We start from the raw sequence: 25210 nt of genomic DNA on the forward strand, positions 1-25210 counted from the left end.
GAGACCCATGGACATCGGACTTCTGATTGACGGCGACGAGCGGGCGGCAACCGGCAAAGCCTCCTATGAGCGCCTGGACCCGTTCACCGGCAAGCTCGCGACCCGCGCCGCTGCCGCAAGCGTCGCCGACGCCAACGCGGCCGCCGATGCCGCGGCCGCTGCCTTCGATGCCTGGTCGAAGACCGGGCCTGGCGAACGCCGTGCCCTGCTTTCCAAGGCAGCCGACGTCATGGCCTCCAAGATTGGCGAGTTCACCAAGCTGATGATGGAAGAGACCGGCGCCACTGGCCCCTGGGCCGGCTTCAACGTCATGCTGGCATCGAACATGCTGCGCGAAGCGGCGGCGATGACCACGCAGATCTCCGGCGAGGTTATTCCGTCCGACAAGCCCGGCACGCTTGCCATGGCGATCCGCCAGCCGGCGGGCGTGTGCCTCGGCATCGCGCCGTGGAACGCGCCGGTCATTCTCGGCACGCGCGCGCTCGCCATGCCGCTCGCCTGCGGCAACACGGTCGTGCTGAAGGCCTCCGAAATGTGCCCCGGCACGCACCGCCTGATCGGCCAGGTGCTGGTCGAGGCTGGCCTGCCCAAGGGCGTGGTCAATGTCCTCACCAACGACCCGAAGGACGCGGCGGCAATCGTCGAGGCGCTGATCGCACACCCGGCGGTGAAGCGCGTCAACTTCACCGGCTCGACCAAGGTCGGCCGCATCATCGCCGAGCTCTCCGGGCGGCATCTTAAGCCGGCCCTGCTCGAGCTCGGCGGCAAGGCGCCGCTGGTCGTGCTGGACGACGCCGACATCGACGCCGCGGTCAATGCCGCAACCTTCGGCGCCTTCATGCATCAGGGCCAGATCTGCATGTCGACCGAACGGCTGATCGTCGATGAGAAGATCGCAGACGAATTCGTCTCCAAGCTAGCCGCCCGCGCTTCGCAATTGCCGGCCGGCGACCCGCGCGGCCATGTCGTGCTCGGCTCGCTGATCAGCAGCCAGGCCGCTGACAAGATGGAAGAACTGATCGCCGATGCGACCGCGAAGGGCGCGAAATTGGCGGCTGGCGGCAAGCGCACCGGCACGGTCGTGGAAGCCACACTTCTCGATCACGTGACGCCCGCGATGCGCGTCTATTCGGAAGAATCCTTCGGTCCGGTGAAGCCGGTCATTCGCGTCAAAGGCGAGGACGAGGCCGTGCGCGTCGCCAACGACACCGAATACGGCCTGTCGTCCGCCGTCTTCAGCCGCGACATCCGCCGCGCCATGGCGATAGCCGCGTGCATCCAGGCCGGCATCTGCCACATCAACGGCCCGACCGTCGGCGACGAGGCGCAGATGCCGTTCGGCGGCGTCAAGGGCTCGGGTTACGGCCGCTTCGGCGGCAAGGCCTCGATCGCCGAATTCACCGACCTGCGCTGGGTGACGATCGAGGATCCCGGACAGCACTATCCGTTCTGAGAGGCGCCTGCTTTTTCCCTTCTCCCCTTGTGTGGGGGAAGGAAGATATGAGCTCACCCCAGCGTCAATCCGGCCTTCCTCGCCTCCTCGCGCAAGAACGGCAGGCCGACCTCGATGACGTCGCGCGGATCTTCCGCCACCGGCCGCCACACCGCGAGCCCGCCGGCGATGTCGACATCGACATGGTTCATGCTTTCGAGCGTGATCGCGCCCTGATAGCCGATGTCGGCGATGGCCTTCATGCAGGCCGCCCAGTTGAGCATGCCGCGACCCGGCACGCCGCGATTTGCCTCCGACACATGCACATAGCCGAGATAAGGCGCCGCCGCCTCGAAACCGGAGGCGAAGCTCTCCTCCTCGATATGCATGTGGTAGGTGTCGAGATGGATGAAGATGTTGTCGGCGCCGACGCGCTCGATGATGCGCGCCGCGTCGACGCCGCGGTTGATCAGATGCGTCTCGTAGCGGTTGCAGGGCTCGATGCCGAGCTTCAAGCCGCGCGACTTCGCCGCCTTCGCCGCGCGTTCGAGGAAACGGCACATGCCGTCGATCTCGCGCTGCGTCGGCGCGCGGCCGGTGGTCTTGCCGATTGTGCCGTAGGTGACGCCGCCGAGCGCCTCGGCGCCGACCTCGTTGCAGACCCGGAAAGCCGGCTCGAGGAAATCCAGCGCCTCGTCCGGCCGTTCGACCACATCGAGCGCGCGCGGCAGGCCGAGCGAGGGGACCAGTTCAACACCGTAGTGATTGGCAAAGCTACGCGTCCGCTTGGTGTCGATCTCCTCAGGCCGAAGCAAAGGAATCTCCATCAAGCCGATGCCGTATTCCTTGAGCCGGTCCATCTGCGGCTCGATGCGGGCGAGGTCCCAGACCGGCGCGATGGCGAAAGTGTGCAGTCCGAAGGTGTTCATGTCAGCCTCGTTGCTCATGCGCCGCCGCTGCGGCCGTATCGCCGCCGCCGACGATGCGGCTGACGACTTCGTTCATGTTGGTGTTGGCGGTGACGAGATCGGCATCCGCCCTGCCGTGGCGCAGCACGACGATGCGATCGGTGACCGACAGCACGTCGTTCAGCCGGTGCGAGATCAGGATGACGGCGATGCCTTCCGACTTCAGCCGCCGGATGAGGTCGAGCACGCTCTGCACCTCGCGCACCGCGAGAGCCGCCGTCGGCTCGTCCATGATGACGAGCTTCGGATTGAAGGTGAGCGCACGCGCGATCGCCACCGTCTGCTGCTGGCCGCCGGAGAAGGAACCGACCGACCGGTTTATTGACGGCAGATGCGCGCCCAGCCGCTCAATCATTTTCGCGGCCTGGCGGTCCATCTCGTTTTTGTCCACAAAACCGGGGAACAGGCCGAACAGCCTTTTCGTTGGCTCGCGGCCGAGAAAAATGTTCGAGGCCACGTCCTGCTGTTTGGCGAGAGAAAGATCCTGGTAGATCATTTCGATGCCGAGGCGGCGGCGCTGGCCGGGGTCCAGCGCCAGGATGTCCTTGCCGTCGAACTCGATCGAGCCGCTGTCGGCGCGGTAGATGCCGGTGATCGTCTTCATCAGCGTCGACTTGCCGGCGCCATTGTCGCCAACCAGCCCAACCACCTCCCCGGCCGCGACCGAAAGGTCGACGCCGTGCAGCACATCGACCGCGCCGAAGCTCTTGCGGATGCCGCGAAGCGAAAGCAGTGTCATACGCGCGACTCCTTCCGCACCTGGTACTGGTCGATGAAGACGGCGAGGATCAGCACCGCGCCGATCGCCATCTGCTGGTAGTAGGATTGCACGGCAAGCAGCGTCAGCCCGTTCTGCAGCACGCCCATGATCAGCGCGCCGATCATCGTGCCGAGGATCGAGGCGCGGCCTCCGAACAGATTGGTGCCGCCGATGATCGCCGCGGTGATCGCGGTGAGCTCGTAGTTGATACCGGCGGTCGGGTCGCCGGCATTGACGCGGGCGGTGAACAGCAGGCCGGCTAGGCCGGCCAGCGCGCCGGACAGCGTATAGATGATGCGGCGGTGGTGCTCGACGCGTATGCCTGCGGCGCGCGCCGCGCCCTCGCTGTCGCCCAGCGCCAGCGTGTGGCGGCCGAAGCGGGTATAGGCAAGCACCGCATGCGCGACGATCGCCGTCAGCACCAGTATGATCACCGGCATGGGAATGCCGAACGGCCTGCCCTGCCCGATATAGACGATCTCCGGCGGCAAGCCGTAGATCGCCCTGCCCTGAGAGATCACCAGCGCCAGGCCGCGCGCAAGGCCAAGCATCCCAAGCGTGACGATGAACGCCGGCACGAAGGCGCGGGTCACCAATTGCCCGTTGATATAGCCGGCAATGCCGCCGGCAAGGATACAGGCAATCACCGCCAGCACCGAAGGCCAGCCGAGATTGACGGCGACGAAGGCGCCGGCCACGCCCGCAAGACCCATCACCGAGCCGAGCGACAGATCGAGCCCGCCCGAGCCGATGACGAAAGTGGCGGCGATCGCCAGCACGCCGATCGTCGAGGTCGCGAGCAGGATGTTGAGGAAATTGCTGAGCGACAGGAAATAGGGCGACAGCAGCGCCATCACCGTGCTCAGGGCCAGAAGCACCACCAGCGACTCAAGTCTGATGTGGAGCCTTTCGACGGATGCGCGCTGCACCCGAGCCCAGAAGCCGGGCTGTTCAGAAGCCATTTTTTCTACCCTTCGGGTAAGGGAGTAGGGGAGTAGGTTAGTAGGGGAGTAGGGAAAGATGGGCGAAGCACAAACCGCGCTCCCCTATTCCCCTACTGCCTTACTCCCCTACTCCCTTCCTTCCTCACTTCACATATTGCAGCATCGGCTCCTTGCCGGCGTCGATCACGTCCTTGGTCAGCACCAGCGTGGGCACGGCGATGCTGTCCTCGACCTTCTCGCCGGCCAGCGCCTTCTTGACGTTCTCGACCGCCTGCTTGCCGACCAGATAGGGAAGCTGCGCAACCGAGGCGTTGAGGCGGCCTTCCTTGATCGACTTCACCGCGTCCGAATTGCCGTCGACGCCGATGATCGTCACCTGCGGGCCCTTGCCGGCGGCGTAGACGGATTCCACGGCGCCCAGCGCCATGCCGTCATTGGCGCAGAAGATGGCGACGAGATCCGGATGCGCGGTCAGCGTGTCGGTGGCGATCGAGGCGGCCTTGCCGCGATCCCAGTCGCCCGGCAGCGAGGCGACGATTTCGAGCCCTGGCGCCAGTTCCTTCAGCTTGTCGGCAAAGCCCTTGGCGCGCTTTTCGCCGGTGATGTTGCCGGAGAGTCCTTCGATCACCAGCACCGGACCTTTGGCGTCCTTGCCGAGCTTGTTGGCGAGGTATTCGGCGCCCTGCGCGCCGGCGGCGATGTTGTCGGAGCCGATATGGAAGGTCACCTTGACGCCTTCCTTGTCCAGCACCGCCTGGTCGAGATTGTTGTCGAGGTCGACGATCTTGATGCCGGCGTCCTGCGCCGACTTCAGGCAAGGCAGAAGGTTGGTCGAGTTGATCGCGGCGGTGATCATCGCCACCGGCTTGCGCTCGAGCATCGTGTTGCAAAGGTTGAGCTGCGGCTCGGCCGCCTGGTCGCTCTCGGCCGCTTGCTGGAAGTATTTCACGCCGGCTTCCTTGGCGCCGTCCGCGACGCCCTGCGCCATCGCGCCCCAGAACGGGTTGGCCAGCGTCTTCATCAGCACACCATATTCGCCGTCCTCGGCCTTGGCGGTACCGACGGCGCAAAATGCAAGCGCGATACCCACGGCAAGGGTAAATCGATTTATCTTCAAAAAATGCGATGTCATTCGATCCTCCGTTGATCCTTGGCGCCGGATGCCTCGGCCAGGGCCGGCGCTAGCTTCCGTTCACGACAATGGGGGCTGTTGTCGGTCTCCTCCCCCGGAATGCGGACCGCTGCCTGGCGAGCCAACGGATTCCCGCATCAACACCTGGCAGGGCTCGAGCCGCGCCGTGGGTGGTCCCACGGCGCCCTCGATCCTGCGAAACAAAAGGTTCATCGCCTCGCTGGCGATCTGGCGCACCGGCTGCACCACTGCGGCGATCGCCGGCCATGTCACCTGCATCCATTCCGCATCGTCGAAGCCGACCAGCGAGATGTCGTTCGGGCAATGCCAGTCACGCCGGCGGAACTCGGACAGCGCGACGAGCGTGCCCTTCAAAAGCAGCGAATAGACGGCGGTCGGCCGCTCTCCCCTGGCAAAGTAATCTCGCAGCGAAGCCCTCAACGGCTCGACGCTGACTTCCGAGGTGATGACGTCGATGCGCACCGATGGGTTGAGCGCCAGCGCTTGCGCGCGAAAACCCTCGAGGCGGGCGCGCACTGTCGCCGCCTGCTCGGCAAGGCCGATGACGAGGATATGGCTGTGGCCCTTGCCGACCAGCATCCGCGCCACCTCGGCGCTGGCGGAGGCGCTGTCGGCCGATACCGTATCGAAGGCGTCGTCGGATAAGACGCGGTCGATCAGCACGCCGGTCATGCCGTGGGCTTTCATGAAGGCGGCCGCCGGACCATGCTCGTTGCGCACCGGCGCCAGCACGACGCCGGCAACACGCCAGTCATGCATGCGGGCAAGGATTTCCTTCTCGCGCGCCTCGGATTCACGGCTCGATGCGGCGACCAACGTGTAGCCGCGCTGTTCGGCAAGGCCTTCGAGCTCGGTGACCATCTGGCCGAAGAACTCGCTCTCGAACTCGGGCATGATGGCGCCGATGATGCGGCGCTTGGCGCGACGCATGTCGGAGGCTAGTGGATCGACGCGATAGCCCAGACGCTCGACGGCGTCGAACACACGCTGCGCGTTTTCCGGCTTGACCGTGGTGACGCCGGCCAGCACCTTGGAGACAGTGGCCGCGGACACGCCGGCATGACTTGCCACGTCGTGGATCGACGGACGCCGCTGCCGGATTTGGTGTTGTGCCATTGACCTCCTCCCGAGGGCAGGCAGCCGATTTTCTGCCTCGCTACTGTAATCGATAAATCGATTTTTCGTTCTTGTAAATCGTTTCATCGGGAGTAAGACTTGAATGCGTGATTGACGCGATCCAATCGCGCCCGGAGGAAAAACATGCCCGACAAAGCCTTGCCGCTGGTCATCAGCGCGCCCGAACCGCGCACATTGGAGCTCATCTTCACGCCGCCACAGCTGGCGCGCCTGCGCAAACACTATCGCATTGTCGAGACCACCCCGGAAGGCGTTGCCGCCTTGCCCGCCGATACTCTGGCCGAGGCGCGTTTTATCATCGGCCAGCCGCCGATTTCAGCTGAGACGCTGGAGAAGCTGAAGACGCTGCGCTGCATCTTCAATGTCGAGACGAACCTGCTCAACAACATGCCCTATGAGACGCTGTTTGCGCGCGGCATCCATGTCGTCACCACGGGCCTGGTCTTTGCCGAGCCGGTCGCGGAGCTCGGCCTTGCCATGGCGCTGAATCTCGCCAGAAACATCGTCGACGCCGATCTCGCCTTCCGGCAAGGCAAGGAGATCTGGGGCGGCGACGGCAACCAGACCGCGCGGCTTCTCTCCGGCGCCGATGTCGGCATCATCGGCTTCGGCGATCTCGGCCGCGCGCTCAACCGGTTGCTGACCGGCTTCCGCACCCGCACCAAGGTCTACGATCCGTGGCTGCCGCCGTCGATCCTGATCGACAATGGCGTCGAGCCGGCCTCGCTGGATGAGGTGTTGTCGCAAAGCGATTTCGTCTTCGTCGTCGCTTCGGTCACCAGCGAGAACCAGGGTTTCCTCGGCGCGGACGCATTTGCCAAAATGCGCAAGGGCGCGGCCTTCATCCTGCTCAGCCGCGCCGGCGTCGTCGATTTCGCGGCACTCATGGCGGCGGTGAAGAGCGGCCATATCATTGCCGCAAGCGACGTCTTCCCGGAGGAGCCGCTGGCGCAGGACCATCCTGTCCGCGCCCTCCCCGGCTTCCTGCGCTCGGCGCACCGCGCCGGGGCGCTCGACATCGCCTTCAAGCGGATGGGCGACATGGTGCTTGAGGACATGGACCTCATCGACCGCGGCTTGCCGCCACTGCGCTCCAAGCGCGCCGAGCGCGAGACGGTTTCGCGCATGCGCTCCAAGCCCGTCGACCGGAATTGAGCTGAAACAAGCCGCCTAAAGCGTGCCGAGCCGAAGCGCGCCGCGGGCGATTTGCCAAGCCGTCTCCACATGCCGCCGGGCCGCGGCCTCCGCCGCTTCCGGCTTGCGTAAGCGGATAGCATCCATGATCGCGTGCATTTCGGCGATCGCCGGCTCGCGGCGGTTTGCATCGTCTCGTCGCCCGGTGTTTTTCGATCCGGGCGCGGCTTTCCTGTTTCCCGCTTGAGCAGTTGATTGTCGCTCCGGATCGAGCCCCGGCTATGAACAAAATTTGATTTTGCCGCGATGGTCCGGTCAAGGCGGCCTCACGCATCGTTGAATGCCGCAGCGCAACATGACCGATCTGTAAGCTGACAGCGCAGCGTCGACAGGACTACTGTCCCGCCGATCGACGAGGTCGATCCCAACCTCCAACCATCCTGAAAAGGCTAGGTATTCTGGCCCGTAGGTGGACGGCGTCATGAGCATTTCATCAACGCAGCAAGCCAGTCGCAAACGGCAGCATCGCTCTCCGAGCATCGTGCTTTTGGCCGTACTCATTCTGCTTGGCGGCGGCTATGGCCTATGGCGCAACCACGCCCAGGCAAAGGCTGCCGCGAGCGCGGCGTCGGCGCAGCCCGCGCCCAAGGTTCCGGTCACTGTCGCCACGGTGCGGAAGGCCGATTTCCCACTTTATCTATACGGGCTCGGCACGGTGACGCCGCTGAACAGCGTCAGCATCTCGAGCCGTGTCGCCGGTGTCGTCGACCAGGTCCCGGTCGAGCAGGGGCAGATGGTCAAGCAAGGCGACTTGCTTGCCGAGATCGACCCTCGCCCCTATCAGGCCGCACTCGACCAGGCAAAGGCCAAGGAGGCGGAGGACGAAGCGACGCTCAAGAATGCGCAAGTGGTCCTCAAACGCCTCTCCACGCTCCTGCAAAAGACCTTCGAAACCCAGCAGGATGTCGACAACCAGCAGGCGGTGGTCACGACCACCGCCGCCACGATCGAGGGCGACAAGGCGGCCATCGAGGCGGCGCAGCTCAACCTCGACTTCACCAGGATCACGGCGCCGCTGTCCGGTAAGACGAGCTTCCGCACCATCGATCCGGGCAACATCGTGCAGGCCGGCCAGAGCCCCGGGCTTTTCACTCTCGTGCAGCTTCAGCCCATCTACGTGTCGTTCACGCAGCCGCAGGATGAGGTCGCGACCATCAACAAAGTCTTCACGGCCGGCCCCATGCCGATCGACACGCTTGGCGCGGATATGAAGACGGTGCTGGCCAGCGGTAAGCTGGAAGCGATCCAGAACCAGGTCGACCAGGCCTCCGGCACGATTTCGCTCAAGGCGACATTCGCCAACCAGGACAATGCTTTGTGGCCGGGTCTTTCGGTCAACACGCGCATGCGCATCGGCACGATGTCAGGCGCGATCGTGGTGCCGGACGAAGCCGTCCAGCATGGCCCTGACGGGCTCTTCGCCTATGTCGTCGGCGACGACGGCAAGGTCCATCGGCAGACCGTCAAGACAGGTCCTTCGGATGGCGGCGAGACGGTCGTGACCGATGGTCTGAGCCAAGGGCAGCGTGTCGTGATCGCCGGCCAATACCGCGTGGTTGACGGCGCAAGTGTCGACGCCACGCCCCCACCCGGTGCCGGCCAGACGCAGGCTGGCACCGCGCAGCCCGGAGGTGCAAGCTGATGGCTGCGATCGGTGTTTCCACGCCTTTCATCCGCTACCCGGTCGCTACCTCGCTCCTGATGGTCGGCGTGCTGTTCGTCGGCGTCGTCGCCTATCTCAACCTGCCGGTCGCGCCGATGCCCAACGTCGACTTCCCGACGATCCAGGTGTCAACCAGCCTGCCGGGCGCCGACCCGATCACCATGGCGTCGTCGGTGACCCAGCCGCTCGAGACGCAGTTCGCGCAAATCCCCGGCATTGCCGAAATGACGTCGAGCAGCCTGTCAGGCTCCAGCCAGGTCACGCTGCAATTCGCTCTCAACGTCGACATCGCATCGGCCGCCGGGCTGGTGCAGTCGGCCATCAACGCCGCCGGCGGACAATTGCCGAAGAACCTCCCCAATCCGCCCACCTATAGGGAGGTCAATCCGACCGACTCGCCGATCATGCTGATCGGGGCGAGCTCGACGGACTTGCCGCTGACGACGTTGAGCGACGACGTCTACACCAAGCTTGCGCAGGTGATCAGCCATGTCGACGGCGTCGGCCAGGTGCTGGTCGGCGGCCAGCAGACGCCGTCGATCCGGGTCCAGCTCGATCCGGCCAAGCTGGCGGCAAGGGGCCTGTCGCTCGAAGCGGTGCGCACCCCGCTCTCGATCGGCACCGTGGACCTGCCCAAAGGCAACATCCAGGGCGAGGTGCGCTCCTTCACCATCTTCTCCAACGACCAGATGACCGCTGCCGGCGACTGGAACAACGCCATCATCGCCTATCGCAACGGCGCGCCGGTGCGGGTCAAGGATGTCGGCCGGGCGGTGCTCGACGCGCAAGACTACACCCAGGCCGGCTGGGCCGACACGACGCGCGGCGTCGTCCTCGTCATCTTCAAGGAGCCAGGCGCCAACATCATCGACACGGTCGACAAGATCAAGGCGGAGCTGCCGATGCTGACCGCCCAGATGCCGGCCTCGCTCAAATTGCAGGTGCTTTCGGATCGCACCCAGACCATCCGCGCTTCGGTAGCGGACGTGCAGTTCACGCTGATGCTCACCATCGGGCTGGTCGTGATGGTGATCTTCCTGTTCCTGCGCAATGTCTGGGCGACGGCCATCCCAGCCTTCACCGTCCCGCTGGCGCTGCTCGGCGCCTGCGGCCTGATGTGGTCCGCCGGCTATTCGATCGACAATCTGTCGCTGATGGCCTTGACCATCTCCATAGGCTTCGTCGTCGACGACGCCATCGTGATGCTGGAGAACATCGTCCGCTACATCGAGCATGGCGAGAAGCCGATGCAGGCAGCGATCCGCGGCGCCAGCGAGATCGGCTTCACCATCATGTCGATCTCGATCTCGCTGGTGGCGGTGCTGATCCCATTGCTCCTGATGAGCGGCATCATCGGCCGCCTGTTCAAGGAGTTCGCGGTGACGCTGGCCATGACCATTCTGGTTTCGGCCTGCGTTTCGCTGACGCTTACCCCGATGCTCGCCTCACGCTTCATCAAGCCGGCGGCAGAGGAACACCACGGCAGACTCTACCGCTGGAGCGAAAGCGTCTTCGACGGCATGCTGCGCGCCTATGAGCGCGGCCTCGACCGGGCGCTTGCGCATCGTTTCATCACCCTTCTAGTGTTCCTAGGCTGCGTGGCGCTGACCGGCTATTTCTTCACCCTTGTTCCGAGCGGCTTCTTTCCGCAGCAGGATACCGGCCTGATTTTCGGCCAGGTGATCGCCGGCCAGGATGTCTCCGCCGGCCAGATGCAGTCCTATATGGCGCAGTTTGCCGGGATCGTCTCCAAGGATCCGGCGGTGGCGCATTTCGCGGCATCGACGGGCGGCAGCGGCAACACGCAGAACACCGGCCGCATGTTCATCCAGTTGAAGCCGCGCGACGAGCGCGACGCTTCGGCCGACCAGATCATCCGCCGGTTGCAGCCGAAGCTCGCGGCCGTTCAGGGCGCGCGCCTGTTCATGCAGGCCTCGCAGGACGTGCGTGTCGGCGGCAAGCTGTCCGCGTCGCAATACCAGTATGTGCTGGAAAGCAGCGATCTCGACACGCTGGACAGCTGGGCGCCCAAGCTGTTGACGGCCTTGCAGCGACTGCCCGAATTGCGGGACGTCTCGACCGACCAGATGAGTTCCGGCACCACGCTCACGCTGCAGGTCGATCGCGACCAGGCTGCCCGCTACGGCCTGACGGCCAACGACGTCGACAACACGCTCAACGACGCTTTTGGCCAGCGCCAGATCGCCCAATATTTCACCCAGCTTTCGACCTATGACGTGATCATGGAGGTGCTGCCGTCGCTGCGCGGCAACCTCAAGGCGCTCGACCAGATCTATCTGACGACGTCGAGCGGTTCGCAGGTGCCGCTCTCGGCCATCGCCAAGTGGACAACGAAGCCGGTGCAGCCGCTGGTCATCAACCATGAAGGCCAGTTCCCGTCGGTGACGATCAGCTTCAACCTGGCGCCCAATGTAGCGCTGGGACAGGCCACCGCCGCGATCGACAGGACCGCCGCCGAGATGCGGCTGCCCGCCACCATCCAGACCAGCTACACGGGTACGGCCCAAGCCTTCCAGCAGTCGCTGTCATCCGTGCCGGTGCTCATCCTCGGCGCATTGGTCGTGGTCTATTTGATCCTCGGCATCCTCTACGAAAGCTACATCCACCCGCTGACCATTCTCTCCACCCTGCCCTCGGCCGGGCTTGGCGCGCTGGGCACGCTGCTCGTCTTCCACATGGAGTTCAACCTGATCGGCCTGATCGGCGTCATCCTGCTCATCGGCATCGTGAAGAAGAATGGCATCATGATGGTCGACTTCGCCATCGCGGCGGAACGGGACCAGCATCTCAGTTCGCTGGAGTCGATCCGCCAGGCCTGCCTGCTCAGGTTCCGCCCCATCATGATGACCACCATGGTCTCGATGCTCGGCGCACTGCCGCTGATGCTGGGGAACGGCACCGGGGCGGAGATCCGCCAGCCCCTCGGCTACACGATGTTCGGCGGATTGCTCGTCAGTCAGGCGCTGACGCTCTTCACCACACCGGTGATCTATCTCTACCTCGACGATCTTTCGCATTGGCTGAGCTCGTTCCGCGGTCACGAAGAAAGCCATGACGAGCCGGAACTCCCGTTGGACGAGATCAGCCTTGCCCGACGCAAGCTGGCGGCCGAGTAGCGGCAGGCATCCCCAGAAGCCAGCAACGTTCTTTCGTAAGCCATTGATCGCGACAGCGGTTGTCCGGCTGAATTGTCGGCGGAGCTCCGTCAGCATCCACCGTTCTCGGGCGACGCAACAAGGTCGTTGACAAGCAAATGCTTGAATAATAAGTTCGGTTACAGAACGAATTAATCCGAGGCCCGCCGTGAGCGATCTGCCGCGTATTTCCCGCCAGTTCTCGCAACGCTCCGTCATGGAGGCGATCGTCCAAGGCGGGCCGATATCGCGGGCCTCGATTTCCAAGCTCACCGGCCTTTCGAAGCAGACGATCTCGGAAATCGTACGTGGCCTCGAGCAGGAAGGCTGGGTACAGGAGACCGGACGCACCAGCGGCCATGTCGGGCGCTCCGCCGTCACCTATGAGCTTGTCCACGACGCCGCCTACATCATCGCTGTCGACCTGGGCGGCACCAAGGTGCGCGTGGCGCTGACCGACCTCGCCTGCCAGATCTTCGCCGAAGCGGCGACGCCGACCGATCCGCGCGGCGGCCAGTTCATCATCGACCAGATCGCGGCGCTCGCCTTCCAGGCCGCGGCCAGGGAGCGGATCCCCCGCAAGAAAATCCGCCTTGCCGTCATCGGCGCGCCGGGCGCGCCGGACCCCGCGACCGGCCGCATCCTGCTCGCGCCGAACATCGCCGGCTTCGACGCCATGAATGTGCTTGACGCTTCCGAGAAGGCGCTCGGCGTCGCGGTGATGATCGAGAACGACGTCAATCTCGCCGTGCTTGGCGAGAATTGGCTGGGCCAGGGCCAGGGTATCGACAATCTCGCCTATATCGCGCTTGGCACCGGCGTCGGTAGCGGCCTGATGCTGGGCGGCCATCTGGTGCGCGGCGCCACCCATGCGGCGGGCGAAATCGGTTTCATGCCGATCGGCGCCGATCCGTTCGCCGCGGAATCGCTGCGCACCGGCGCTTTCGAGCGGGCGGTGGCGACGCACGCAATGACCGAGCGCTACAGATCCCTGACCGGCACCCAGGTCGCGGTCCCCGCGATCTTCGAGAATGCCGCAACAGGCGACAAGGCAGCGCTCACAGTGCTCGACGAGACGGCGCGCTATCTGGCGCAAGGCATCGCCGCGATCGCCGCCGTCGCCAATCCGGAAAAGGTAATACTGGGCGGCTCGATCGGCCTCAGGCCGGAAATCCTCTCACGCGTCAAAGCCTTGATACCGCTCTGCTTCCCCTACCCTGTCATCGTCGAGGCGGGCGAGCTGGGCGCGCGGGCGGCGCTGATCGGCGCCGCCGCGATCGGCCTTGGCCAGCTGCACAACACGCTCTTCGGCGTCGACGCGCCGGACGGCCGGATTTCACTTCCCACCGCCCAGGCGGCTGCCCTGAAGGAGGTCGTGCTGTGACCAGCGACATCACAACCCGGCTGCGCGCCGCTCTCGATTCCGACCAGGCGCTGACGCTGTTCAGGGGCGCGATCGGCCGCGACAGCATCACCGGCAATGAAGCGAATTTCGTCGACTTCCTCGAAGCGAAAATGCGCGAGCTGGGACTGAGCGGCTTGAGCCGCGCGGATTTCCTGCCCGGCAGGCCGAACATCTGGGGCGAGCGCAAGGGAACTGGCCAGGGCAAGCGCCTGCTGTTCATCGGCCATACTGACACCGTCCATGTCGACGGCTGGCGCGAGCATTGGGCCGGCACCGAGCGCGAGGACCCGTTCGGCGCGCCCATCGTCGACAACGCGGTCTGGGGCCGCGGCTCGGGCGATCTCAAGGCCGGCATCACCGCCTCGCTGGCGGCGCTCTCGCTGCTCGACAAGGCCGGCATCTGCCTCAAGGGCGATGTCGCCTTCGCCTTCGTCGGCGATGAGGAAAGCGGCCAGCCCGGCACCGGCGTCTCCGCCGGCATCAAGCATTTCGTCGAGCGCATCGAGGCCGGCGAGGTCGCGGCGCCCGACTTCACCTGCTATGTCGAGCCGACGCGGCTTGCCGTCTACGCCGCGCAGATCGGCTTCTTCATCACCGACATCACGATCACCGGCAAGTCGGCCTATTTCGGCGTGCCGGAGCTCGGCAAGGATGCGCTGCGCGCCGCGCATGCCGCAATGACGGCGCTCTGGAAGCATTCGGACGCGGTGGCTGCCCGCGCCGAGCACAAGCTCACCGGGCGCGGCTTCCTGCTGATCACCGGCCTCACCGGCGGCGGCTATATCGCCGTGCCCGAGCGATGCACGCTGTCGCTGATCCGCAAGCTCCTGCCGGGCGAGGACCTCGACACGGCCGCCGCCGAGATAGAGGCCGCGGTGCGCGGCGCGATCACCGATCCCGAGATCACCGTGGAGTTCGCCTATCCGGCCGGTCGCGACCACAGGCTGGGCGGCACCGCCGCCGAGATCGACGAGACGCGCGCCGAAGTCGCCCTGCTTTCGGACTCGATGGCAGGCGCCCTGGGCGGACGCGGCATGATGGAGGGCGCGCCCTTCTGGTCGGAATCCTCGTTCTTCGTCAATCGGCTGGGCATTCCCGCCGTCTATTGCGCGCCGGGCGACATCCGCAACTGCCACACTTTCGAGGAGCACGTCGATGTCGAGGAATACCTCGCCGGTATCGTCGGCTTCGCAGCCTTCATGACCCGCTATTGTGGCGTGGCCGACTGAACGACCAACGAAGCAGAAAATGGGAGACTGAAACATGCTGATGAAGAAATGGATTGCCGCCGCCCTGGCCGGCGGATTGATGCTCGCCGCCGGCGCGGCTCACGCGCAGACGGTCGGACCGCAGGGCGAGACCGCCACCCCGAGTTCCAGCCTGACGCTGAGCGATGCCGACATCGCGGCGCTGAAGGACAAGGGCTACAAGGCAGCCCTTCTGTGGCACACCTCTTCCGACTTCACCAACGCGGTGACCGCGGGCGCCACGGACGAGTTCGCCCGGGCCGGCATCTCGATCGCGGTCAAGACCGACGCGCAGTTCGACGCCGCCCGCCAGCGCAGCGACATCGAGACCGCGCTCGCCGCCAAGCCGAACGTCATCCTGGCGTTGCCTCTAGACCCTGTCACTTCCGCCGAAGCCTTCCGCCAGGCGGTCAAGGATGGCGTCAAGCTGGTGTTCCTGTCCAACCTGCCCAAGGATTACAAGCAAGGCACCGACTACGCCTCGATCGTCACCGACGATCTCTACCAGATGGGCAAGCAGGCGGCCGATGCCATGGCCAAGGCCATCGGCGGCAAGGGCAAGGTCGGTTATATCTTCCACGACGCCAATTATTACGTCACCAACCAGCGCGACCAGTCCTTCAAGAAGACCATCGAGAAGGATTATCCCGACATCAAGATCGTCGCCGAACAGGGCATTTCCGACCCGGCCCGTGCCGAGGAATTGGCCAATGCAATGCTGCTGCAGCATCCCGATCTCGACGGCATCTATGTAACCTGGGCCGAACCCGCCGACGGCGTGCTTTCGGCGCTGCGCGGCGCCGGCAACACGCACACCAAGATCGTCACGCTCGATCTTGCCGAGCCGGTCGCCCTCGACATGGTCAAGGGCGGCAATGTCGCGGCACTCGTCGCCGATAAGGCCTATGAACTCGGCCGCGCCATGGCCGCCTCCGGCATGAAGTCCCTGCTCGGCCAGCAGACGCCCGCCTTCGTCGTAGCGCCGGCGCTGACCGTAACTAAGGAAAATGTCTCCCAGGGCTGGAAGGATTCGCTGAACCGCGATGCACCGCAGTCGGTGCTCGACGCGGCCAAGTGAAGCCCACGCTCCGGTCCGGTAAGCCGAGCCGGAGCTCTCTTCCTGAACAAAAAGGGGAACCCGATATGCGCAAAGTATTGAGTATCATGACTGTATTGGCGAACCTGTTCGCCGCTCACGCCTTCGCCGCCGAAGGCGTCACCACCGGCCCGAACGGCGAGAAGCCGGTTCCGGCGGCCTCGCTGACGCTGACAGAGGCGCAGGAGCAGCAGATCAAGGACGGCAAGTTCACCGCGGCTCTCGTCTGGCACGAGATGAGCGAGTACACCAACGCCGTCAACGCCGGCGCGCGCGACGAGTTCAAGCGTCTCGGCGTCGAAGTGGTGGCGCAGACCGACGCCGGCTTCGACGCCGCGCGCCAGAAAGCCGATGTCGAGACGGTGATGGCCAAGAAACCGTCGATCATCCTGTCGCTGCCGGTCGATCCGGCGACCGCCGCCTCGGTCTACGACCCGGCCCGACAGGCCGGCGTCAAGCTCGGCTTCGTCGACAATTGCCCGGCCGGCTACAAGCAGGGCACGGATTATGTCGCCATCGTTTCGGACGACCTCTTCCAGATGGGCAACAAGGCTGGCATCGCCATGGCCGAGGCGCTCGGCAAGAAGGGCAAGGTTGGCTACATCTTCCATGACGCCGACTTCTACGTCACCAACCAGCGCGACGGCGCCTTCAAGAAGACGATCGAACAGGATTATCCCGACATGAAAATCGCCGCCGAGGCGGGCATGGCCGACCCGGCGCGCAGCGAGGACATCGCGCAGGCGATGATCACCCAGCACCCGGACCTCGACGGCATCTATGTCACCTGGGCCGAGCCGGCTCTCAGCGTGCTCTCCGCATTGCGCGCCGCCGGCAACAAGCACACCAAGATCGTCACGCTCGACCTCAACGAACCGGCCGCGCTCGATATGGTCAAAGGCGGCAACATCGCGGCCCTTGTCGCCGACGAGGCCTACTCGATCGGCGTGACGCTGGCGCGTGCCTCGGCAGGTTCCCTGGTCGGCCTGAAGGCCGAGCCTTTCTATGCCGTCGATTCCATTGCCGTCACCAAGGAGACGGTGAAGGAAGGCTGGAAGAAGTCGCTCAACAAGGATGTGCCCGCGACCATCGCGGACGCCATGAAGTAAACGCGGTGGCAGGCTGCGAAGCACGCATCATCGGAGATCGAACATGTCCAGTGCCAACACCAGTACCGAGGTGGGCAGCCTCGCTAGCCGCTTCAATCTGCAGCAATATGTCGTCTATCTCGGCTTCCTGGCGATCTTCCTGTTCTTCGCTATCATGCTGCGGGACAGCGGCTTCCTCACCGTCCGCAACCTCTCCAACATCGTGCTGCAGACGGCGCCGGTGACGATCATGGCGATAGGCCTCGTCTTCGTCATGTCGGCCGGCGAGATCGACCTTTCGATCGGCTCGATCGTCGCGGTGGCGGCGCTCGCCGCCGCCGTCACCATCGCCTCCTACGGGATGGCGGCGGGCATCGTCGCCGGCCTGGGTGCCGGAATCCTGATCGGCCTCATCAACGGCGCGCTGGTCGCCTATGTAAGGCTGCCGTCCTTCCTGGTGACGCTGGCGACGATGGGCCTGTTCGCCGGTGTCTCGCGCTCGATGACCGATCTGCGTTCGATCTCGGTCACCAACGAGACCTTCACCGATTTCTTCGGCTCGGGGTCGCTGCTCGCCGTGCCGTCGCTGATCTGGTGGACGGTCATTGCCATCGCCATCGGCCACCTCGTCTACCGTGAGACGCGTTTCGGCGCCCATGTGCTGGCGACCGGCGACAACGCCCGCGCGGCGAGCGTCTCGGGCATCAGCGTGCCCAAGATCAGGCTCGCCGTACTCACCATCAGCGGAGGGCTCGCGGGGCTTGCCGGACTGCTCTACGCCGGGCGCCTGCAAGCGGCGAAATACACGCTCGGCGAGACCGATCTGATGACGGTGATCGCTGCCGTCATCGTCGGCGGCACGCTGCTCAACGGCGGCAAGGGCTCGATCGTCGGCGCTCTCGTCGGCTCGCTGATGATGGGCATGCTGAACAACGGGCTGATCCTGATGGGCCTCTCGGTCTCCGACCAGATGATCGTGCGCGGCCTGATCATCCTCACCGCGGTCGCTGTGTCGCTGCGCGACAAATCCCGCTGAAGGAACCTTTTCCATGTTTCTCGACGTTCTGCGCCGCCGCAATCCCGCTTTCATCGAGGCTGCGACAAGCCTTCATCAGCAAGGCAAGCTGCCGGCCAATGCCTATGTGCTCGATCTCGACACGATCGAGCACAATGCGGCGATCCTCAAGCAGGAGGCCGACCGGCTCGGCCTGAAGATTTTCGCCATGACCAAGCAGGTCGGGCGCTCGAGCTCATTCTGCAAGGCGGTGATGCGCGGCGGCATCGAACGCGCCGTGGCGGTCGACATGGCCTGCGCGCGCGCCACGCACAAGGCCGGGATGAAGCTCGGACATCTCGGCCATTTGCAGCAGATCGCGAAATTCGAAGCGGAGGCGGCGGCGAGCACCTTCCAGCCGGATTACTGGACCGTCTTCAACGACACCAAGGCCGAGGAAGCAGGCAAGGGCGCCAAGGCCGCCGGCCATGTCCAGGACCTGCTCGCCCGCATCGCGGCCGAAGGCGACATTTTCTACCGCGGCCATGAAGGCGGCTTCGACGCCGGCGAGGTCGTCGGCGTCGCCGACCGGCTCGATGCCGTTCCGGGCGGCCGCTTTGCCGGTATCACCACCTTCCCTGCCCTGCTCTTCGATCATGCCGCGCGAAAGGTGTTGCCGACGCCCAATCTTGCAACGCTGAGCAAGGCCGCCGAGGCGCTCGCCAAGGCGGGGCGCAGGGAGATCGAAATCAATGCGCCTGGCACGACGTCGAGCGTCATGCTGGCCGCGCTGGCGGAAGCCGGCGCCACGCAGTGCGAACCCGGCAACGGCCTGCATGGCACCACGGCGCTGCATGTGATGGAAGACCTGCCGGAATTGCCTGCGGTGCTCTACCTAACCGAGGTCTCGCATCTGTCGGGCGGCAAGGCCTACTGCTTCGGCGGCGGCTTCTATATCGACCCGATCTTCCCGGACTATGACGTCAAGGCGATCGTCTCGGCCGAGCCAACCACCGCAGCCTCGGCGCTCAAAAGCGTCGAGGTGCCGCCCCCCTCGGCGATCGACTACTACGCTATGATCGACGCCTCCGGCGTGAACGCCCCCAAACCCGGCGACAGCGCCATCTTCGGCTTCCGCGGCCAGGCCTTCGTCACCCGCGCCTATGTCGTCGGCGTCTCAGGTATCTCGAAGGGCGATCCGAAGGTCGAAACCATCGAGAACGGCTTTGGCGAACCCTATGCCTGGCCTGTCTAGGAGATGACGATGAACGCGCCCATTCTGCAGCTTCAGGATATCCGCAAGAATTTCGGCGGCATCACCGCGATCGAGAGCTTCTCGCTCGAAGTCTTTCCGGGCGAGATCGTGGCGCTTGTCGGCGACAACGGAGCCGGCAAGTCGACGCTGGTCAAGATCGTCTCGGGCGTGCATCCGCCTTCCTCCGGCACGATAGCCATCGAGGGCAAGCCGGTGACGATGTCGAACGCCACCATGGGGCGCGCGCACGGCATCGAGGTGGTCTACCAGGATCTCGCTTTAGCCGACCAGCAGACCGTCTACATGAACATGTTCCTCGGCCGCGAGCCGCTGAACCGCTTCGGCCTGCTCGACCGCCGCCGCATGATCGCCGAGACGGAAAAGCTGGTGAAGGAGCTCGACGTACGCATCCCTTCCGCGCATGCCACCATCCGCGACCTCTCCGGCGGCCAGCGCCAGGGCGTCGCGATCGCCAGGGCGACGCACTGGGCGAGCAAGCTGATCCTGCTCGACGAGCCGACGGCCGCCCTTGGCGTCGCTGAGACCGCCAAGGTGGAAGAAATCGTTCTGTCGCTGAAGCAGCGCAATGTCGGCATCCTGATCATCAGCCACAGCCTCGACCAGGTGTTCAAGCTGTCGGACCGCATCTGCGTCTTGAGGCGCGGCAAGCAGATCGGCGTGCGCGAGACGAAGAAGACCGACAAGAACGAGATCATCGCCATGATCACCGGCCTGCAGCAGCAATAGCGGCGTAGCGCTTGGGCGGCCTTAGGCAACGAGATTGCGGCTGGCCGCTGGCGTGGCCGGCTTCCCGAAATTGGCTTCGAGCCAGGCAATGGCGCTCGCGACATCTTCGATGGCGAAGCGCGCCGCGGTCTCGCCTTGCGGCTTGACGCGGATCGAGATCCCACCCGCGGCGTTGACCGTGTCGAAGCCGTTCTCGTCGGACGTATCGTCGCCGAGGAACACCGGACGCCTGCCGGTGAACGGATCGAGCTGCATGAAGCGCCGGATCGCGGCGCCCTTGGCCGCTTCGAGCGGCATCAGCTCGACGCCGGCATTGCCGGCGATCACGCGGTAGCCTTGCGGCAAGCGCGCAAGCGCTGCCTCGACCAATTCCGTCGCCCGCGCCAGAAGCTGCGGGGCGGCTCTCGTGTGGATGGCGAGCACCGGCCCCTTGCGCTCGACATAGACGGCCTTGCTTGCCAGCTCGAGTTCGATCTCGTCGGCGAGCGCCGCCATATCCGCCGGCTCGTCGGCGGCTTCGATCTTTCCGTCCGGCGCGAGCCTGTGTTCCAGCCCGTAGAGGCCGGCGATTCGCAGTTTCAACGGGTCGAACAGATGGTCGACGGCTGCTATCGAGCGCCCTGTGATGAAGGCGAGCGCACCGTTGAGCCGCCGCTCGATCATCGCCAGGAGAATGCGCAACTCCTCGCTGACCGAGACGGCGTCGGGATGCGCCGCATGCTCCAGCAAGGTGCCGTCGATATCGAGGAAAAGCGCCCACCGGCCTTCGGGCAGCGGCGGGGTAAGGTCTGCTTGAATGGTCATCGGAATCCGACTGCCTGTTTGCGTTCGAACATGGAGACGACATTGTCCCCGGTGGGGCCGGTCGGCCGGTCGTATAAGGCGGTGACCCGGTCGAGGTCGCCACGCTTTCTCAGCCGCGCCGCGTCGAGCAGCATGCTGCCGGCCCAGCGGTAGACATTGTTGTCGCGCACGATGTCGCGCATGCGCCGCATGCGCTCGTGCTGCTCGTCCGTTCCCATGGTCAGCGCCTGCAGCATCGTCTCGCTCATCATCGCCGCGTCGTAAGGATTGACGATCAGCGCCTCCAGCAATTCGCGCGAGGCGCCGGCGAAGGTGCTGAGCAGCAGCACGCCCTGCTCGTCGTCGCGCGACGCCACGAACTCCTTGGCGACGAGATTCATGCCGTCATGCAGACTGGTGACGAGGCAGATATCGGCGGCGCGATAAAGCTCATAGACCGAGGCTTGCGCATGGTGCTCGGCCACCATGACGACCGGCTGATAGGATTTGCTGCCGTAGCGCTGGTTGAGCTCGTCGGCATAGCGCAGGCATTCGTCGTGAAGCTGCTTGTAGGCAGGCAGCGTGCCCCGGCTTGGTGCAGCGATCTGCAGGAATACCACGTTGCCGACCGTTTCTGGATGACGGATGAACAGTTCCTCAAGCGCATGGAAGCGATCGAGGATGCCTTTGGTGTAATCGAGACGCTCGACGCCGACGCAGAGCTTGGCGCCCGCTGGAATTCTGAACCGCTTGCGCACGCGCGCCCTGCACTCCTCGACGCTCGGAAGGGTTTTCAGCAGCTCGACCGGCCACTCGATCGAGATCGGATAGGAATGCACCAGCGTCACCTGGCCGCCATAGGAAATGGCAGCGTCGGCTCGCTCGATCCGGCTTTCCATGAAACGGTCGACGCTTTCGGTGAAGTTGTTGGCGTGGAACTGGGTGTGGAAGCCCACGATCGAGCTGCCGAGCAGGCCGTCGAGGATGCGCTCGCGCCACGGGCAGATGCTGAACACTTCCGAGTTCGGCCACGGTATGTGCCAGAAGGTGATGACGATCGCCTCCGGCAGGCGCTCGCGGATCATGCGCGGCAGAAGCGCGAAGTGATAGTCCTGGACCAGCACGATCGGCCGCTCGTTGCGCGCCTCGGCAACCACCGTCTCGGCGAATTTGCGGTTGACGGCCTCATAGGCCTCCCAGTCCGATTCGCGGAAGATCGGACGCGTGAACGCGATGTGGCAGAGCGGCCACAGCCCCTCATTGGCGAAGCCAAGATAATAGCCTTGATATTCGTCGTCGCTCAGCCAGACGCGGCGCAGCGTGTAGGAAGGATTGCCGGGCGGCACTTGCATACGGTCGTTCCTGTCCACCACCGTCCGGTCCGCGCTGCCGCCGCCATAGGCGATCCAGGTGCCGGCGCAAGCGCGCGTGATCGGTTCCAGCGCCGAGACCAGCCCGCTCGCCGGCACGACAAGCTCGACGTCGCCGTCCCTGGTTTCGTTGTGGATATAAGGCTCGCGATTGGAGACGATGATGACCTGCGCATCCGGCAACTCGTCCGCGAGGATCTTGCGCAACGTCTCCGGCGACCATGTGACCAGCGCCGCGTCGACCGATTGCCCGTTCTTCTCGAACTCGCGCAGCACCTTGCGCGCGGCCTCGGTGGCAAAGTCGTCGCCGGAAGCCGACGAAGCCGCGGCCCTCGGGTGATTGCGGCGGTATCGGGATATCGAAATGAAAATCGCGAATGCGGAAAGTCCAAGGCTTGCGAGAATGAGGACCAGTAACAGAACGCTATATTGTGTCATTGAAATGCCAGGCTGCCTCCGGCTGTCCGCTCTTTTGTTTTTCGTTCTTGCCGGCTGCGGACGGCAGACCGGTCCAGCTGTGCAACGCACGAACCGGCCAGGGGTTCCGACATTTTTCGATTGTTGAACGCGGGCTTGCGACGCCTTCTTCTAAGTCCGCACGATAAGCGGCACCTGGCCTTCATGACGATCGGAAAGGAAGGCGGCGACACGGTCGCCTACCCGCTGGAAGGTCAAGTCGACGACCTTGTCCCCGACGCTCAGATGCCGGAGCATGAGAGTGTCGATACCGATCGGCAGCCTTGGGCGCGTGACATGCAATTCGCCTTCCCAGCCATCGATTTCCAGGCCCAGACAGGCCTGCATCAACATGAAGGTGGAGCCCGCCGACCAGGCTTGCGGCAGGCAGGCCACCGGATAGGCGATTGGCGCTTCGCCCGGCGCCCGGGCGAAGCCGCAGAACAGTTCCGGCAGCCGCATATTGAAATGCACGGCCGATTCGAACGTGCCGCTCATCAGCCGCACCACGCTGTCGCGTTCGCCGTAGCGCGCCAGGCCCACGCCGCAAAGCGCGGTATCGTGCGGCCAGATCGAGCCGTTGTGGTAGGACATCGGGTTGAAGAACACCGCGTCGTCGGCGAGCGTCCGCAGTCCCCAGCCGGAATGGAAGGCGGCCGACAGCAACTGGTCGGCGACCAGCCTGGCGCGCTCGGGCTGCGGCAGCCCGACGAAAAGCAGGTGCCCGGCATTTGTCGTTCGAACCTTGCAGGGCTGGCCTTCGCCATCGATGGCCAAGGCGTAGAAATTCAGGTCGTCCAGCCAGAAATCGCGTTCCACGGCGACCCGCATTTCCTCGGCGCGGTTTTCCCAGTGCTCGGCATCCGCGAATTCGCCGCGGCGGCGCGCGAGCGCCGCCAGGCCGCGGAAGGCGGCAAAGACATAGCCTTGCACCTCGACCAGTGCGATCGGCCCCTTGGGGATGCGGCCGTCGGCGTGGAAGACCGAATCGAAGCTGTCCTTCCACCCCTGGTTGGCGAGGCCGGACTCGGCGGCGCGCTGGTAGGTGACGAAGCCGGTGGCGCGGCTCGCCTCCTCCGTCCATTCGGCGGCGGCCTTCAGCGAGGGCCAAAGCTTGTCGATGAAGGCCATGTCGCCGGTGCGGTCGGCATAGGCGGAAGCCAGATGGATATAGAGCGGCGTGGTGTCGACACCGCCGTAGTAGCGGCCGAAGGGAAGCTCGCGCAGCGCCGCCATCTCGCCCTTGCGTGTCTCATGCATGATCTTGCCGGGCTGGGAATCGCTGAAGGGCGAAGTCTCCGTCGCCTGGTGCTCGGCCAGAAAAGCCAGCACGCCGCGCGCCAGTCCGGGATTGAGCCAAAGCATCTGCAGGCTCGAGATCACGCCGTCGCGGCCGAACGCGGTAGAAAACCACGGGATGCCGGCATAGGGATAAGGCCCGGTCGAAAGCTCGGTGGTAAGCAGCGCCACATCGGCGCGGGCGCGCTCGACCCAATCGTTGAACACGCGCCCCGAGCTGTGCACCGTGGCGCCGTGCCTGCGCTTGGCGCGCATGCCGAACCGCGCGCGCGCCGCCGCGGCGCGGAAGCGGTCGCGATCGGGCGCGTCGGCGACCGCGGGGCCGACCTCGACGTAAAGCACCTTTTGACTGCGCTTGGTCACGGCGATGAGGAAATCGGCGCGGTTGTCGCTCAACTGGTCTGGCGCCTGCGAAAAGGAGATTGCCGAAAGTCGCGGCAAACCGTCCAGGCCATCATAGCCGAGCAGGACCGAGGTCTTGTCGGTCTTGGCGATATGCGTGGTGCCCCGCTTCACCCGGGTGGAGCCGCGCACCTCGAACATGTCGCGAAAGTCGGCGGCGAAATGCAGCGAGGCGGTGATGGTGGAATGCTCGCGGCTGTAGTTGGAAAGCGTGATGCGCTCGAACAGCCTGTCCTGCCAGATCAGCCTGACGCGCTCGATATGGATCGCGCCCTGCGGCATATCGCGGCCGGCAGCGCTTTGAATAGGCAGGTTGGTCAGGTTGGACGTGAACAGCACATTGTCCTGGCTGAGCGATGCGCCGAGCAGCGACATCGGCCTGCCGCCGATGGTCAGCCGGAATTCGGACAGCACGCGCGTGTCATCGCGGAAGAAGCCGTCGCCGGCGCCCCTGATGTCGCCATAGGCGTCGGCGACGGCGAAGCAGTCGCCCTGCTTGAGAGCAAAAAGCCGGTGCGGTTCTCGCGGCGCCGTCTCGTCGAGCGAGGAAAGGGCCACGGCAGGATCGAGCTTGCGCTCGTCGAGCTCCGTCATTCGTCACCTCTTTCGGTTGCCCCACCCTAGAGCATGATGCCGAAAAGTGTGAAGCGGTTTTCGGACGA

The 25210-nt window shown here is 64.9% G+C and carries 19 protein-coding genes and 1 pseudogene; 11 read left to right on the plus strand and 9 right to left on the minus strand.

Annotation, left to right across the window (positions count from 1 at the left end; genetic code table 11):
• Positions 1-7 precede the first annotated feature (7 nt).
• Positions 8-1453: an aldehyde dehydrogenase gene (locus FJ414_RS00285; protein ID WP_140640105.1), complete on the plus strand. Its 1446-nt coding sequence runs from the start codon at positions 8-10 to the stop codon at positions 1451-1453.
• A 53-nt stretch (positions 1454-1506) separates the two neighbouring features.
• On the opposite strand, the gene FJ414_RS00290 is transcribed toward FJ414_RS00285, so the two are convergent.
• The 5 genes from FJ414_RS00290 to FJ414_RS00310 all read right to left on the minus strand — a co-directional run bounded on the left by FJ414_RS00290 (position 1507) and on the right by FJ414_RS00310 (position 6373).
• A complete protein-coding gene (locus FJ414_RS00290) occupies positions 1507-2361 on the minus strand; it encodes a sugar phosphate isomerase/epimerase family protein (RefSeq protein ID WP_140640107.1) in 855 nt (284 codons plus the stop codon).
• A 1-nt stretch (position 2362) separates the two neighbouring features.
• Entirely contained in the window at positions 2363-3139 is a 777-nt protein-coding gene (locus tag FJ414_RS00295) for an ATP-binding cassette domain-containing protein (RefSeq protein ID WP_140640110.1), read from the minus strand.
• Complete coding sequence (locus tag FJ414_RS00300) at positions 3136-4122, minus strand: ABC transporter permease (RefSeq protein ID WP_140640112.1); 987 nt, start codon at positions 4120-4122, stop codon at positions 3136-3138. The genes FJ414_RS00295 and FJ414_RS00300 overlap by 4 nt, the downstream gene beginning before the upstream one ends.
• Positions 4123-4246: 124 nt before the next feature.
• Positions 4247-5236: a substrate-binding domain-containing protein gene (locus tag FJ414_RS00305; RefSeq protein WP_226892202.1), complete on the minus strand. Its 990-nt coding sequence runs from the start codon at positions 5234-5236 to the stop codon at positions 4247-4249.
• 60 nt (positions 5237-5296) lie between these two features.
• Entirely contained in the window at positions 5297-6373 is a 1077-nt protein-coding gene (locus FJ414_RS00310; RefSeq protein ID WP_140640114.1) for a LacI family DNA-binding transcriptional regulator, read from the minus strand.
• Positions 6374-6517: 144 nt separating this feature from the next.
• Here FJ414_RS00310 and FJ414_RS00315 point away from each other — a divergent pair, with 144 nt between their 5' ends.
• Positions 6518-7549 carry a hydroxyacid dehydrogenase gene (locus tag FJ414_RS00315; RefSeq protein ID WP_140640116.1) on the plus strand — a complete coding sequence of 344 codons (1032 nt, stop codon included), beginning with the start codon at positions 6518-6520 and terminating at the stop codon, positions 7547-7549.
• A gap of 15 nt (positions 7550-7564) precedes the next feature.
• Here the strand turns inward: FJ414_RS00315 and FJ414_RS00320 are convergent.
• A pseudogene (locus tag FJ414_RS00320) lies at positions 7565-7714 on the minus strand (FCD domain-containing protein); the annotation flags it as partial.
• 295 nt (positions 7715-8009) lie between these two features.
• On the opposite strand from FJ414_RS00320, the gene FJ414_RS00325 reads away from it, so the two are divergent.
• From FJ414_RS00325 to FJ414_RS00365, 9 genes are all read left to right on the plus strand, one after another.
• On the plus strand, positions 8010-9230 hold the full coding sequence (locus FJ414_RS00325; RefSeq protein ID WP_140640118.1) for an efflux RND transporter periplasmic adaptor subunit: 1221 nt from the start codon (positions 8010-8012) through the stop codon (positions 9228-9230).
• Positions 9230-12388, plus strand: a complete 3159-nt coding sequence (locus tag FJ414_RS00330) for an efflux RND transporter permease subunit (RefSeq protein WP_140640120.1) — start codon at positions 9230-9232, stop codon at positions 12386-12388. The genes FJ414_RS00325 and FJ414_RS00330 overlap by 1 nt, the downstream gene beginning before the upstream one ends.
• Before the next feature lie 187 nt (positions 12389-12575).
• Positions 12576-13790, plus strand: coding sequence for an ROK family transcriptional regulator (locus tag FJ414_RS00335; RefSeq protein WP_140640122.1), 1215 nt, complete (start codon positions 12576-12578; stop codon positions 13788-13790).
• Positions 13787-15040, plus strand: a complete 1254-nt coding sequence (locus tag FJ414_RS00340; RefSeq protein WP_140640124.1) for a M20 family metallopeptidase — start codon at positions 13787-13789, stop codon at positions 15038-15040. Before FJ414_RS00335 ends, FJ414_RS00340 begins: the two co-directional genes overlap by 4 nt.
• A gap of 34 nt (positions 15041-15074) precedes the next feature.
• A complete protein-coding gene (locus tag FJ414_RS00345) occupies positions 15075-16136 on the plus strand; it encodes a substrate-binding domain-containing protein (RefSeq protein WP_140640126.1) in 1062 nt (353 codons plus the stop codon).
• 65 nt (positions 16137-16201) lie between these two features.
• Complete coding sequence (locus FJ414_RS00350; RefSeq protein WP_140640128.1) at positions 16202-17263, plus strand: substrate-binding domain-containing protein; 1062 nt, start codon at positions 16202-16204, stop codon at positions 17261-17263.
• Positions 17264-17306: 43 nt separating this feature from the next.
• The gene (locus FJ414_RS00355; protein ID WP_140640130.1) at positions 17307-18278 is read left to right on the plus strand and encodes an ABC transporter permease; all 972 of its coding nucleotides are present in this window, start codon (positions 17307-17309) and stop codon (positions 18276-18278) included.
• Positions 18279-18291: 13 nt separating this feature from the next.
• On the plus strand, positions 18292-19491 hold the full coding sequence (locus FJ414_RS00360) for an alanine racemase (protein WP_140640132.1): 1200 nt from the start codon (positions 18292-18294) through the stop codon (positions 19489-19491).
• 9 nt (positions 19492-19500) lie between these two features.
• Positions 19501-20238, plus strand: coding sequence for an ATP-binding cassette domain-containing protein (locus FJ414_RS00365; RefSeq protein ID WP_140656571.1), 738 nt, complete (start codon positions 19501-19503; stop codon positions 20236-20238).
• Between the two features lie 21 nt (positions 20239-20259).
• On the opposite strand, the gene otsB is transcribed toward FJ414_RS00365, so the two are convergent.
• From otsB to FJ414_RS00380, 3 genes are all read right to left on the minus strand, one after another.
• Positions 20260-21042, minus strand: coding sequence for a trehalose-phosphatase (gene otsB, locus FJ414_RS00370; protein ID WP_140640136.1), 783 nt, complete (start codon positions 21040-21042; stop codon positions 20260-20262).
• The gene (locus tag FJ414_RS00375; RefSeq protein WP_140640138.1) at positions 21039-22829 is read right to left on the minus strand and encodes a trehalose-6-phosphate synthase; all 1791 of its coding nucleotides are present in this window, start codon (positions 22827-22829) and stop codon (positions 21039-21041) included. The genes otsB and FJ414_RS00375 overlap by 4 nt, the downstream gene beginning before the upstream one ends.
• Before the next feature lie 150 nt (positions 22830-22979).
• Positions 22980-25142 (minus strand): amylo-alpha-1,6-glucosidase, encoded by a 2163-nt coding sequence (locus tag FJ414_RS00380; protein ID WP_140640140.1) that lies wholly within the window; start codon positions 25140-25142, stop codon positions 22980-22982.
• Positions 25143-25210: the final 68 nt, after the last annotated feature.

Source organism: Mesorhizobium sp. B3-1-6, assembly GCF_006439555.1.
GTDB lineage: Bacteria > Pseudomonadota > Alphaproteobacteria > Rhizobiales > Rhizobiaceae > Mesorhizobium.